The sequence below is a fragment of the Hanamia caeni genome, from assembly GCF_003721595.1.
GTDB classification, from domain to species: domain Bacteria; phylum Bacteroidota; class Bacteroidia; order Chitinophagales; family Chitinophagaceae; genus Ginsengibacter; species Ginsengibacter caeni.
In genome coordinates this window covers 17,301-30,543 of the sequence record NZ_RJJR01000029.1, presented here as the reverse complement: position 1 = coordinate 30,543, position 13,243 = coordinate 17,301, and the positions used below count along the sequence as shown (strand labels likewise).

Sequence of the window (13,243 nt, the reverse complement as noted above, 5' to 3'; positions counted from 1 at the left end):
ACCAACGGTTGGAAAATCGGAGCGGTATAACGGGAGACTGTTACGTACCGTTCTAACAGAATCTCAGGCTGCGATGCCTGGGTTTACTTACTAATTGCTGATCAATTTATATTCTGTTAACCGGTAGGGAAGAGTTTTTTTCTGCCGGTTAACAGATTATTTATAAGAATTGGTTTGAATAAGTCACACGTTTAATAATTTATAGCGAGCTAATTATAGTAAACCTACAAATATTGACGCTTTTATTTTTTGTCTTTAGCAGCAGATGAGACGTCAATCACATCAATTAAAAAATAAGAGTATGCAACGATATAAATTTTCGCTTATTTATCTTATTCTATCATTCTTTGTTTTTTCCTGCTCAAAAAGCCAACCACATAGTTCCGCGAGCACTCCACCTTCCGATTCTGCTGAGACTTACGGGAAAATTCAATCCTGGTTAACCGAAGGAAATAAAACAGCCTTATTCAGCCGCCAAAAAGATATATCATTCACTAAGGTAAGTAATCAGTTTCCCACTGTAAAAGTGGATTCCACCCAAAAATTTCAATCCATTGATGGCTTTGGGTTTTGCCTTACTGATGGAAGTGCGTATTTGATCAATTCCATGTCTGAAGAAGAAAAAGATAACCTTTTGAATGAATTGTTTTCAACAGACAGCAATTCAATTGGGATAAGCTATTTAAGAGTGAGCATCGGCGCTTCTGATCTCAGCAGCCATGTCTATTCTTATGATGACTTGCCTGCCGGAGAAACGGATATTGATTTATCAAAATTCAGCATCAGTGAAAATAAGAAAGATCTGATTCCGGTTCTTAAAATAATTCTTAAAATAAATCCTGAAATAAAGATTTTAGGCTCGCCCTGGTCAGCGCCTGTTTGGATGAAAGATAATAACAGTTCGATAGGAGGAAAACTCCAGGAAAAATATTATGATGTGTATGCCCATTATTTTGTGAAATATATCCAGGCTATGAAGGCCGAAGGAATTGATATTGATGCCATTACGCCTCAAAATGAGCCGCTAAATCCTAAAAATAATCCCAGCATGTACATGAGCGCTGAGGACGAAAGAGATTTTATTAAAAACAACCTTGGGCCTGCTTTTGAAAAGGCGGGAATTTCTACCAAAATTATTTGTTACGATCACAATGCCGATGAACCGCAATATCCTTTGACTATTTTGCAGGACGCCGAAGCCAGAAAATATGTGGATGGCTCCGCTTTTCATTTATATGCCGGGAATATTTCAGCGCTGTCTCAGGTTCATGATGCCTTTCCGGAAAAGAATATTTATTTTACCGAGCAATATACCGGGTCAGGTTCTTCCTTTGCAGGAGATTTATCCTGGGCCATCAATAATTTAATAATTGGTGCTACAAAAAACTGGAGCCGCAATGTGTTGGAATGGAATCTTGCCTCAGACCCTGATTTGGGCCCACATACGGATGGAGGATGTACCACCTGCCTTGGCGCGGTTACCGTAGATGGAAATGCCATTACAAAAAATCAATCTTATTATATTATTGCGCATGCTTCTAAATTTGTTAGGCCGGGTTCGGTGCGAATCTATTCAAGCGATATATCCGGAATTTCAAGCGTTGCTTTTGTAACGCCAGGCAGCCAAAAAGTTCTGATTGTATTAAATACCGGAAGCCAATGGCGGCAATTCAACATTCAATTTAATGGGGAAACCGCGTCTGCATCGCTTAATAGCGGGGCTGTGGCCACTTACGTTTGGTAAGCAGGCAAAAGCAACATTCACAGTAAAGCAACAAATAGCTGCATTTTTTTATTACGGGTATATAATGAAGATGATTTATATTGAATTCCTTGAATTTATTTTTGTTAAAAAAACTGAATAGCTTCCAAATTGATGCTATCAGGCTATGATTTTTTTCCCAAAACTTCGTACCTTTGCGCCCTCGAAAATTTGTGGTTAAATTTTGTTTTACAAAAAAGGATTTTTTCAAAAAATCATCGTTTTTTTAGAACTTTTATCACAGATTCAGAGCAACATAATTCACAAAAAATAAAAACAAGCCAAATGGCCGATTTACGATTTCAAAGAAATTTTGGTATTGCCGCTCACATTGATGCCGGCAAAACCACTACAACAGAGCGCATTCTGTATTATACAGGTGTAAACCATAAAATAGGTGAAGTGCACGATGGCGCTGCTACCATGGACTGGATGGCGCAGGAGCAGGAAAGAGGTATCACTATCACCTCAGCCGCTACTACCTGCTTCTGGAATTTTCCAACCGTTCAGGGGCAAAAAACACCCGACAGTCATTTGTACAAATTCAATATTATTGATACTCCGGGTCACGTGGATTTTACCGTGGAAGTGGAAAGGTCGCTTCGTGTATTGGATGGTTTGTTATCTCTGTTCTGTGCAGTAAGTGGTGTAGAACCTCAGAGTGAAACTGTTTGGCGCCAGGCCAATAAATATAAAGTTCCGCGTATCGGATTTGTAAATAAAATGGACCGTTCCGGCGCTGATTTCTTAAACGTGGTAAAGCAGGTTAAGGAAATGCTGGGCGCTAAAGCCGTTCCCCTGCAATTGCCGATTGGTGCGGAGGATAGCTTTAAAGGAGTAGTTGATTTGATTACGCTTAAAGGGATTGTTTGGGATGATGCCACCCAGGGAATGACTTTCAAAGAAGTGCCTATTCCCGAAGACATGAAAGAAGATGTGGCAGAATGGCACCAGCATCTTATAGAAGCTGTGGCAGAATATGATGAAAAGTTATTGGAGAAATTTTTCGACGATCCGGCTACTATCACTGAAAATGAAGTGCACGAAGCGATTCGTAAAGCAACGATTGATTTATCTATCATCCCGATGATGTGCGGTTCTTCATTTAAAAATAAAGGGGTGCAGGCTGCATTAGATGCAATTGTTCGTTACCTGCCGGGACCAATGGATTTACCTCCAATAAAAGGCACCAACCCTGATACAGGCGCAGAGGTAGAACGACATTGCGATCCAAAAGAACCTTTCAGCGGTTTGGCATTTAAGATTGCAACTGATCCTTTTGTGGGACGTTTAGCGTTCTTCCGTGCCTACAGTGGAAAATTGAATTCTGGTTCGTATGTTCTCAATACACGTACGGGCAAAAATGAAAGAATTTCAAGGATTATGCAGATGCATGCCAATAAACAAAACCCGGTTGACTTTATCCAGGCAGGTGATATCGGAGCGGCTGTTGGGTTTAAGGATATTAAAACCGGCGATACGCTTTGTGATGAAAATAACCCGATAGTTCTTGAATCTATTACCTTTCCTGAGCCGGTTATTGCCATTGCAATTGAGCCTAAAACCCAGGCGGACGTGGATAAGATGGGAATGGCCATTTCCAAGCTGGTAGAAGAAGATCCTACGCTTAAGGTGAATACTGATGAAGAAACCGGCCAAACGATTCTTCGCGGAATGGGAGAGTTGCACCTGGAAATAATTATTGACCGGTTAAAACGTGAATTTAAAGTAGAAATCAACCAGGGAGCGCCGCAGGTTGCTTATAAAGAAGCATTCAGAACCACTGTTGAACATCGGGAAGTGTTGAAAAAGCAAACAGGTGGCCGCGGTAAATTTGCCGACATCGTTTTTGAAATGGGGCCCGCTGACGAAGAATTTCTTAAAGAAGGAAAAGGTAACTTCCAGTTTGTAAATGGTTTATTTGGTGGTTCAATCCCTAAAGAATTTGTTCCGGCCATACAAAAAGGATTTGAGTCTGCAATGACAACCGGGGTTTTGGCTAGTTACCCGATGGAGAGCATGAAAGTGCGGGTTTTTGATGGCTCGTTTCACCAGGTTGACTCTGATTCCATTTCATTTGAAATGTGTGCGAAGCAGGGTTACCGCGAAGCTGGCCGCAAAGCTAAACCGGTGTTGCTGGAACCGATAATGAAAGTGGAAGTATTAACTCCCGACCAATACATGGGCGATGTAACCGGCGACTTAAACCGCCGTCGTGGAATGCTGGAAGGCATGGATACCAAGCATGGTGTTCAGGTGATAAAAGCAAAAGTTCCTTTGAGTGAAATGTTTGGCTATGTAACACAATTGCGTTCCATCACCAGTGGCCGCGCCACTTCAACAATGGAGTTCAGCCATTATGCACCTGCTCCGAATAATATTGCGGAAGAAGTAGTTGCAAAACAGAAAGGAAAGATGAAGGTGGAAGAGTAATTTAATTTTTGATATTTCTTAAAAGGCTGTCTGAAAAGACGGCCTTTTTTTATGGGCTACCTGGCAGTAAACCCACAAATAATCCCTTTTTTTTATTTTGGTATCTGCCTCTTCAATTGTAAATAGCTCCAGGCCGTGAATGGAAGCAAAACCAATATCAGTAACGAATACCAGCTTTTGGAAATTAAGAAAACGGCCATTGTAACTGCCAACACATAGAGCGGATAAAAAAGAAACAATAATCCTGTCATTACAGAATCATAGTGATCTTTTGAGCGGCTTCTTATAATGAAATGAAATAGGAAATATAATGGTGAGTTGATGATAAAACCGATTGCCGCTGGAATAAATAATATCAAATTTTTTAAAGCTGAATTCTTAAACAAAAAAAGTTCTTTAAGTTTTGAAAGATCATTCTTGTCGGTTTCATATACCAACGTACTTAACTGTGCGTTTAATTTTTCATTGAATTCATTAATTGATTTACCCTTTGCATCAAAAATAAAATCCTCTTTTAGAATAGCGTTTCCAAAATTGAGAATTACATTTTTTCCGTAAAAACGAAAAGAGCTGTAGTTAATTCCCAGCGGCAATATTTTTAAAGCAATATTATTTTCCCAGGCATCAAGCGCCAGCCGCGCAGTACCTTTTTTCAATGGGCGAAGATGCCATTCATTAACGCATCTTCCTTCACTAAAAATTAAAACGATTTTATTTTCTTTAAATAATTTAAGGCAGGCCTCAAATGTGGAATAATTTCTTTCAATATTTTCGGCGCCTTCGGTAAGCCTGTACACCGGCAGCATGTGTAGTGAGGTAAGAATTGTGGTAAAAAATCTACCGGCAAATGCATCGCCACGGGCAAGTGAAAATACCGGATTCTTGAAAAGAGTGCTCACTATAATTGCATCGAGAAATGAGTTTGGATGATTGGCGGCAATAAGCAGCGGCCCTTTTTCAGTCAGCCATTTTTTACCATTAATAGTAATGCTTCGGCAATAAAAGTGGATTGCCAGTTTAGCCGGGAAAAGTAAAATCTTATACAGCAAATTATTCCTGATAAAAAATAAAAGTTCAAGCCATTTCTTATTCCATCACGATTTGTTTTTTAGGAAAATGGCTCTTGTGTAATTTCTTCTTTATTTTCTTTTCTGCTTTTTCGATTTCTGCTTTCTCTGAATCTTTAAGCAAAAAATATATTCCAATTCCCAGGGCGCCTAGTAAAACCAATATCTTTTTCATAATGAAGTTTTCATTTGGCTATAACAATAAACCTGCCATCTTAATTGAGCTGCGGATCTATCGGGAAGTTCGCCATCATCTTATAATCGCCTCCCAGTACATTTAATGATTCTTTCCACGCATCTGAGGCGCTTGTTTCAAAAATGATTTTTCGTGTAGCCATAGCCGTTATCCAACTATCCTCTTTAAGTTCCATATCCAGTTGCCCTTCTGTCCATCCGCTGTAGCCAAGAAAAAACCTGATTTTGTTTTTGCTAATGTCATTATTTTTCAGATGAATTTGCAAGGTTTCAAAATTTCCTCCCCAATACACACCGTCAAAGACTTCAATTCCCCCGCTGATGAGGTCAGGGTATTGATGTAAAAAATGCAATGAATCCAGTTGTACCGGTCCGCCTGCGTACACCGGAAAGGCAGGCATTCCAAGGTCCGGAAGCAGTTCATCTAATGTTTGATTAAACTCCTTGTTTAATACAAAGCCGAAACTTCCTTCTTTCACATTTTCACACAGGAAAATGACGGTCCTGCTAAAATTTGGGTCCTTTAAAAATGGATTGGCTATTAGTAAGGTTCCTTTATCGGGTGACATCATAATTCTAATTTAATTTTATTTTCTCAAAAAAAATAAAAATGCCTTTCTTTATCGCCAATTTAACGATAAGAGTTAGTTAAAAAATGAATTAAAGTTAGCTTCCACAATCATTTTGCGGGGCATGAAGATTAAATTTGTGCGCATGAAAAAAATTTTCCCAATTATTACTGTTTTGGTTTTCGTTTCTCTGTTGGGAATTATTTTTTTTCAGGTAGTTTGGATTAAGCAGGCGTTGCAGGATAAAGAATTGCAGTTTGAAGAAGCCATAAAAATGGTGACGGTTCAATCTGCACGTGATCTTGAAGATGAAAATGCAAAATTGTCGCAGCTTGGTAATCGCAAAAACGCTGATCTGCTTTTTCCTTTGCAGGTTTTTCCGTCTACCATTGCTCATAATTTTTCGCTCCAGGAAGTAGGAACCATCATTAATAAAGAATTTGAAAGAAATAATATCCGGGATTTAAATTTTGAATTTGCGGTTACTACTACATCCATGATAGGAGATGACTTGCAATCAAAAAATTTTTATACTGCTTATAGTGATACCATAAATAACCGCTCATTTATTTTTCCTCTGTCTTCAGGCAGCACAAGTTTCGCATCCGGACTTGCTCCGCAGGAATTGCTGATAGTGGTGGTACCTCATGTTAAAAACCTGGTATGGAAGCAGATGGTTTGGATGTTGATAGGAGCCGTAATCTTCACAGTTGTCATTTTTGCCGCATTTTTTATCACGATAAGGGCCTTGCTCAGGCAGAAGAAGCTAAGCGAAATAAAAACGGATTTTATCAATAACATGACCCACGAATTTAAGACACCTATAGCAACGATATCTCTCGCTGTGGATGCTTTAAAAAATGAAAAAGTTATCAACGATAAATCCAAGATGGAATATTTTTCTGCTATCATTAAGGACGAGAACAAACGCATGAACAAACAAGTGGAAACGATATTGGAAGCCGCCTTGATGGAGAAGCAGGAAGTGCGTTTAAATCTTGTGCCTTTGCACGCCCATGACTTAATTATGTCGGCCATAAATAATATTCAATTGCCCGTTAAAGAGAAAAATGGCACGCTGGAAACGGATTTCAAGGCTACCTGTGATTTAATACTTGCTGACGATGTTCATTTTACCAATATTATTAATAACCTGTTAGACAATGCGGTAAAATATTCGAAAGACGATTTAAAAATTAAGGTATCCACTTCCAATTTCAACAGTCACTTTAGAATAAAAATTGAGGACAACGGCATTGGGATGAACAAAGAAACACTTAGCAGAGTATTTGAAAAATTTTACCGCGCCCATACCGGAAATATCCATAACATCAAGGGCTTTGGCCTTGGCTTAAGCTATGTCAAATCCATCGTGGATGCACACCACGGCAAAATAAAAGCCGAAAGCACACCGGGAAAGGGAAGTTGTTTTACACTTGATTTTTCAGTGATAAAAAAGCCTTCCGAAACCACCTTCTCCTAAATTATTTTTTAAAACTCCGCACGATCTTCTTGTTGGGAGAAGTTTATCCACTGCTTTTCAACATTCAATTCACATTAATTTTTAGTGAAATCTTAGGATTACGGTTTAGAATCTAATACGGCGCTGAGTTTCAGCCTTGTGGATAAAAAAGTTATTTGCTGATTTGTTGGAAAAGTGGGAAAAAGTGTTATTTTGTGGAGAATATAGGAATTTTTCAAAAAAATCGAGATAGATGACGGGCTTTATTGGTGAATATGAAGCTACACTGGACGCGAAGGGGCGCTTTCTATTTCCGGCAGGATTTAAAAAACAATTGCCTGAAAATGGAGTGCAGGGGTTTGTCATAAACCGGGGTTTTGAAAAATGTTTAAGCCTGTATACAGATGAAAGCTGGCAACCCTTATTTTCTGATTTAAGCAAGCTGAATGATTTTGATCCAAAAATAAGGCAATTCAAAAGGTATTTTTTGAATGGCGCCACGCAAGTAAGTTTTGATAGCGCAGGAAGACTCTTAATACCGGGAAACCTGGTTGCATATGCCGGCCTGCAAAAAGATATTGTATTGGTTTCGGCGATTGATAAAATAGAAATATGGGACAAAGCCAGTTATCAGCAGTTCTTTGAAACTTTTTCACCTGAATCTTTTAGCGAATTGGCAAAGGAAGTGATGGTGAGCGATAAAACTCCTAAATTATAAAATATGCAACAGGCATATCACGTGCCCGTTCTTTTGCATGAAGTAATTGAAGGATTACAGATTGTTCCTTCGGGCGTGTATGTGGATTGCACTTTCGGCGGTGGAGGGCACAGCAAAAAAATCCTCGAAAAATTGAACAGAACCGGCAAACTGGTAGTTTTTGACCAGGATGAAGATGCAAGAAAAAATGTGCCCGATGATCCCCGAATCCTGTTTGTACCACACAATTTTCGCCACCTGCAGCGCTTTCTGCGCTTTCATAAGATTTTTTCGGTAAATGGTATATTGGCTGACCTGGGCGTTTCGAGCCATCAGATAAACGAAGCAGAGCGCGGATTTTCCACGAGGTTTGACGCGTCCATGGATATGCGCATGAACCGGAATGATTCAAAAACCGCCGCGCAGGTTGTTCAAACCTACTCCGAAGAAATGCTTCAAAAGATTTTTGAGAAATATGGCGAAGTGTCCAATTCAAAAACACTGGCTCAAAAGATTGTGGAAGCAAGAAGGTTGCAGCCGATAGAGACGATAAAAGAATTTAAAAATGCAATCTTTCCGGTAGTAAAAGGAAATCCTCAAAAATATTTGGCGCAGGTATTTCAGGCTTTACGCATTGAAGTAAACGATGAATTAAATGTGTTGAAAGAGTTGCTTCTGCAATCAGTAAATGTATTGGCTTCCGGAGGCAGAATTGCTGTAATTACTTTTCATTCGTTAGAAGACAGGTTGGTAAAAAACTTTTTTAAGAATGGAAATTTCGAGCCGGAACAGCAAAAAGACATTTTCGGCAACCCGGTGAAAAGTGAATTAAAAGTGATTACAAAAAAGCCGGTAATCCCCTCCAAAGAAGAACAACTACAAAATCCACGTTCGAGAAGTTCCAAGTTACGAATCGCAGAAAAGATATAGGTTTTGTAAAATCAAAAAATAAAATCATTAAACCTGTCATTACAAATGATGGCTGAAGACAATATACATAACGATAAACAAATAAAACATCCACACAAAAGAAAACATTGGCTATGGATGTACAACCGGTGGATGGTAAAGAGTATTCCTTTTTATTTTTTTATAGCAGCTATTGCGCTTATTTATATAGCAAACGGGCATTATGCCGACAAGACAATGAGAGAAATTAATAAAACGGAAAAGAATTTAAAAGAGATGGAATATGAATTTAAAACAGCGAAGCAGGAAGTGATTTTCAGAAGCAAAGAAAGCGAATTGGCAAAGGCCGTTGAGCCGCTGGGTTTAAAGCCGCTTACCGTTCCTCCTTTGCGCATTATTGATACACTGGAAGAGAAGTGAAAAGTTATAAGTGTAAAGTAAAAAGTTATAAGTAGAAAGTTATAAGTAAAGCAATAAATAATCGATAAATCTATTTAGCAAAATCAAAAATGATAACTAATAACAGATAAAAAAAAGCAACTCAAAATTGGATATAAAGAAAGACATATTATGGCGCGTCCATCTATCTTTTCTCTTCATCATTTTGTTGGGTTTAGTAGTATTGGGCCGTGCTGTTTATATCCAGAGAGTGCAAGGCGATTATTGGAAAAGCATGAGCAATAAGCAACATTTAAAATATATGGATGTCGACGCTGAAAGGGGAAGCATTTTAAGTGAGGATGGAAATATGCTCAGCACTTCATTGCCCGTGTTTGATATTTACATTGACTTTGGGGCGGATGGACTGCGGGAAAGAGAAGGCAAGCGGTTTTACAAAAACCTGGATTCATTATCCTTTTGCCTGGCGAAGCTTTTTAAGGATAAAAGCGCTTCATCTTATAAAAAATTATTGATAGCTAATTATAAAAAGAAACTTCGTTACTACGGCCTGAAGAAAAAAATATCATTCGACGAATACCGTGCGCTTAGGGATTTTCCCCTGGTAAGGGAAGGCAGGAATAAAAGTGGCTTTATTGTGGAAGTGAAAGACAACCGGATAAATCCGTATGTGTTGCTCGCAAACCGCACTATTGGCCTCTCGCGCGGCGATACCAGCAGAAATGTAGGGCTTGAAAGGTCATACGACAGCGTTTTAAAAGGCCAGACTGGCCAAAAATTGATGCGGTATACTGCTGGTACTTATGTGCCGGTTGATGGAGCGGAGATTCAACCCAAAAACGGTAAAGACGTAATCACTACCATTAATACTTATATCCAGGATGTGGCAGAAAATGCGCTGCTCAGAATGATGGACCAGAATAGTTCCATCCACGGCAGTTGCATTGTGATGGAAGTGAAAACGGGTAAAATTAAAGCAATTGCGAACCTTGGAAAACAGGCTGACGGAACTTATTGGGAAGATTACAATTACGGCTTCGGAATGAGGACAGAGCCCGGTTCGGTTTTTAAATTGGCTACGCTGACGGCCCTACTCGAGGATAAATATGTGGATACGTCAACCATTGTTGATTGTGAAGGCGGTCGCAAAAGCTTTTACGGACTGCATATCACGGACTCTCATTTGGGAACCGGCAAAATTTCTGTGAGGGAAGCTTTTGCCATTTCATCTAATGTGGCTTTTGCCAAGCTTGCAGATGAATATTATCACAATCAGCCTGGGAAATTTTACGATCACCTTCATGCGCTCAGGCTTGATCAGAATACCGGGATTGACATTGTAGGAGCACCCAATCCATATATCAAAAAACCTGACAGCAAATATTGGGCAAAGACCACTATTCCGTTTATGGCACATGGATATGAAGAGTTGGAAACCCCTTTAAATCTGTTGATGCTTTATAATGCCGTAGCAAATAATGGCAAAATGATGAAACCCTATCTGGTAAATTCTATAAATGATATGAGCGGCGAAATTGAGACGTTTAAGCCGCAGGTGTTGGTAGAAAAAATATGTAGCGATGAAACGCTGGGCAAGTTAAAAGGTTGCCTTAGATCAGTGATTGAAGATGAAGATGGTACCGGCCACGCCCTTGAAAGCACTATTTATGATATTGCCGGAAAAACCGGAACTGCTGTGTCCGCTATGGATAACCGCGGGTATAATAAGGGCTCAAAAATTTACCAATCGGCCTTTATAGGATATTTTCCTGCGGAAAATCCGGTGTATAGTATAAGCGTGGTAATTCAAAATAGCAGCGAATCCAAACATGTGTATGGCGCTTCAGTTTCGGGTCCTGTGTTTAAGGAAGTTGCCGATAAGTTGTATGCCACTATGGTAGGAAAAAAATACTTTGATCCGGCTGAAACTCCTGTTGATAGCAGCCTGTATAAATTCTATGGATTAAAGAAAGATGTAAATAATATTCTTGAAGAGTTTAAATATAATGATAAAGATTCTTCACACAATAAATGGGTACTTGGTTTTTTACAGGAAAATAATGCAAAAATTCTCAGCAATAACATTTTTGAATCTCCTGATAAAATTCCTGATGTAAAGGGAATGGGCTTAAAAGATGCTGTGTATGTTTTGGAAAATATGGGTTTAAGAGTTTCTGCATCAGGAAGGGGAAAGGTGGTTTATCAATCGCTTTTGGAAAATTCATCATTTAATAAGGGCGAAACCATAAAAATTCAATTAAATTAATAATGGCATCATTCCAGGAAATATTATATAAAGTAAAATTGCAAAAAATAGTTGGAGATACTTCAGTCCAATTATTAAGCGTTGAAACTGATTCCCGCAAAGTAAAGCCAGGCACTTGTTTTATTGCAGTGAAGGGTACAGTAACTGACAGTCATCAATACATTGGCACAGCAATTGAAAACGGAGCGATAGCAATTGTTTGCGAAGACATTCCTAAAATTCTGAACGAAGATGTTCATTACGCAGTGGTAAGCGATAGCGCTGAAGCCGCGGCCATAATGGCTCATAATTTTTACGGCCGCATTACAGAAAAGATTGCGCTCATCGGCGTAACAGGAACTAATGGCAAAACCACCGTGGCTACTTTGTTATTCAAATTATTTACTGCGCTCGGAAATAAATGTGGGTTAATCAGTACAGTTCAAAACGTAATTGGCGAAGAAATTCTTCCATCAACACATACCACGCCTGACCCCGTAAGCCTGAATGCTTTAATCAGTAAAATGTATTCTTTAGGATGCACACATATTTTTATGGAAGTCAGCTCGCATGCTATTCATCAGCATCGGATAGATGGGCTGCAGTTTAAAGGAGGGATTTTTACCAACATCACTCATGATCATTTAGATTATCATAAAACTTTTGATGAATACATCAGGGTGAAAAAATCCTTTTTTGATGCATTGCCATCTTCGGCTTTCGCGATAAGTAATGCAGATGACAAGCGCGGAAGTATTATGCTTCAAAATACGAAAGCCAGAAAATATATGTACAGCCTGAAAACATTGGCTGACTTTAGGGCAAAAATAATTGAAGATTCCCTTTTAGGTCTGGAACTGATGATAGACGATGTTGAGGTTCATTTCAGATTAATAGGCACTTTCAATGCATACAATATTTTGGCTGTTTATGCAGCCGCAATGTGCATGGGCGAAGAAAAAGCCAAAGTGTTGCAGATTTTGAGCAATACCACAGGCGCCGAAGGAAGATTTGAGTATATCGTTTCACCAAATGAAAAAGTGGTGGGAATTGTGGATTATGCACATACGCCTGACGCTTTATTGAATGTGCTTGCTACGATCAAAAATCTTCGCAAAGGAGAGCAAAATATAATTACGGTAGTTGGATGCGGGGGTGATCGCGATAAAACGAAAAGACCGGAAATGGCTGAGGTTGCCTGTGAGTACAGCGATAAGATAATTTTTACTTCAGACAATCCCAGGAGCGAAGATCCGCAGGAAATTATAAAGGAAATGGAAAAGGGAGTTCCAATTGTGGCAAGAAAAAAATGCCTTTCAATTACAGACAGGAAAGAAGCCATAAAGACGGCGGTCTCTCTTTCAAAAAAGGAGGACATCATTTTGGTGGCTGGCAAAGGCCATGAAAAATACCAGGAGACAAAAGGAGTGAAGAAACATTTTGATGACAAAGAAGTTTTGGCAGAGATGTTTCATTTGATGGAAAAATAAATAAGAAATAAAATA

The 13,243-nt window shown here is 39.1% G+C and carries 11 protein-coding genes; 8 read left to right on the top strand and 3 right to left on the bottom strand.

Annotated elements, in window-relative coordinates; genetic code table 11:
- Nucleotides 1-301 precede the first annotated feature (301 nt).
- Together EFY79_RS20900 and fusA are read left to right on the top strand one after the other, a co-directional pair.
- Nucleotides 302-1,744: a glycoside hydrolase family 30 protein gene (locus EFY79_RS20900; RefSeq protein ID WP_123122704.1), complete on the top strand. Its 1,443-nt coding sequence runs from the start codon at nt 302-304 to the stop codon at nt 1,742-1,744.
- A gap of 303 nt (nt 1,745-2,047) precedes the next feature.
- A complete protein-coding gene (fusA, locus tag EFY79_RS20895) occupies nt 2,048-4,195 on the top strand; it encodes an elongation factor G (protein ID WP_123122707.1) in 2,148 nt (715 codons plus the stop codon).
- A gap of 92 nt (nt 4,196-4,287) precedes the next feature.
- Here fusA and EFY79_RS20890 read toward each other — a convergent pair whose 3' ends face one another.
- From EFY79_RS20890 to EFY79_RS20885, 3 genes are read right to left on the bottom strand one after another with little or no spacing between them, the layout of a single operon-like run.
- The gene (locus EFY79_RS20890; protein ID WP_158605270.1) at nt 4,288-5,244 is read right to left on the bottom strand and encodes a 1-acyl-sn-glycerol-3-phosphate acyltransferase; all 957 of its coding nucleotides are present in this window, start codon (nt 5,242-5,244) and stop codon (nt 4,288-4,290) included.
- Between the two features lie 37 nt (nt 5,245-5,281).
- A complete protein-coding gene (locus tag EFY79_RS21525) occupies nt 5,282-5,437 on the bottom strand; it encodes a hypothetical protein (protein ID WP_158605269.1) in 156 nt (51 codons plus the stop codon).
- Between the two features lie 40 nt (nt 5,438-5,477).
- A complete protein-coding gene (locus EFY79_RS20885) occupies nt 5,478-6,029 on the bottom strand; it encodes a YqgE/AlgH family protein (RefSeq protein ID WP_123122702.1) in 552 nt (183 codons plus the stop codon).
- A gap of 142 nt (nt 6,030-6,171) precedes the next feature.
- On the opposite strand from EFY79_RS20885, the gene EFY79_RS20880 reads away from it, so the two are divergent.
- From EFY79_RS20880 to EFY79_RS20855, 6 genes are all read left to right on the top strand, one after another.
- Complete coding sequence (locus EFY79_RS20880; RefSeq protein WP_123122706.1) at nt 6,172-7,509, top strand: sensor histidine kinase; 1,338 nt, start codon at nt 6,172-6,174, stop codon at nt 7,507-7,509.
- 232 nt (nt 7,510-7,741) lie between these two features.
- A complete protein-coding gene (gene mraZ / locus EFY79_RS20875) occupies nt 7,742-8,206 on the top strand; it encodes a division/cell wall cluster transcriptional repressor MraZ (RefSeq protein ID WP_123122701.1) in 465 nt (154 codons plus the stop codon).
- Between the two features lie 3 nt (nt 8,207-8,209).
- Nucleotides 8,210-9,115: a 16S rRNA (cytosine(1402)-N(4))-methyltransferase RsmH gene (gene rsmH, locus EFY79_RS20870; RefSeq protein WP_123122700.1), complete on the top strand. Its 906-nt coding sequence runs from the start codon at nt 8,210-8,212 to the stop codon at nt 9,113-9,115.
- Nucleotides 9,116-9,160: 45 nt separating this feature from the next.
- On the top strand, nt 9,161-9,514 hold the full coding sequence (locus tag EFY79_RS20865) for an FtsL-like putative cell division protein (RefSeq protein ID WP_233578074.1): 354 nt from the start codon (nt 9,161-9,163) through the stop codon (nt 9,512-9,514).
- 127 nt (nt 9,515-9,641) lie between these two features.
- Nucleotides 9,642-11,759 carry a penicillin-binding protein gene (locus EFY79_RS20860; protein WP_123122699.1) on the top strand — a complete coding sequence of 706 codons (2,118 nt, stop codon included), beginning with the start codon at nt 9,642-9,644 and terminating at the stop codon, nt 11,757-11,759.
- 2 nt (nt 11,760-11,761) lie between these two features.
- A complete protein-coding gene (locus EFY79_RS20855) occupies nt 11,762-13,228 on the top strand; it encodes a UDP-N-acetylmuramoyl-L-alanyl-D-glutamate--2,6-diaminopimelate ligase (protein ID WP_123122698.1) in 1,467 nt (488 codons plus the stop codon).
- Nucleotides 13,229-13,243 lie beyond the last annotated feature (15 nt).

Excerpts from the sequence above, each read along its gene's own strand:
- EFY79_RS20885 (WP_123122702.1), bottom strand. The coding sequence starts at position 6,029 with ATGATGTCACCCGATAAAGGAACCTTACTAATAGCCAATCCATTTTTA.
- fusA (WP_123122707.1), top strand. The coding sequence starts at position 2,048 with ATGGCCGATTTACGATTTCAAAGAAATTTTGGTATTGCCGCTCACATT.
- rsmH (WP_123122700.1), top strand. The coding sequence starts at position 8,210 with ATGCAACAGGCATATCACGTGCCCGTTCTTTTGCATGAAGTAATTGAA.
- mraZ (WP_123122701.1), top strand. The coding sequence starts at position 7,742 with ATGACGGGCTTTATTGGTGAATATGAAGCTACACTGGACGCGAAGGGG.
- EFY79_RS20865 (WP_233578074.1), top strand. The coding sequence starts at position 9,161 with ATGATGGCTGAAGACAATATACATAACGATAAACAAATAAAACATCCA.
- EFY79_RS20855 (WP_123122698.1), top strand. The coding sequence starts at position 11,762 with ATGGCATCATTCCAGGAAATATTATATAAAGTAAAATTGCAAAAAATA.
- EFY79_RS21525 (WP_158605269.1), bottom strand. The coding sequence starts at position 5,437 with ATGAAAAAGATATTGGTTTTACTAGGCGCCCTGGGAATTGGAATATAT.
- EFY79_RS20900 (WP_123122704.1), top strand. The coding sequence starts at position 302 with ATGCAACGATATAAATTTTCGCTTATTTATCTTATTCTATCATTCTTT.
- EFY79_RS20880 (WP_123122706.1), top strand. The coding sequence starts at position 6,172 with ATGAAAAAAATTTTCCCAATTATTACTGTTTTGGTTTTCGTTTCTCTG.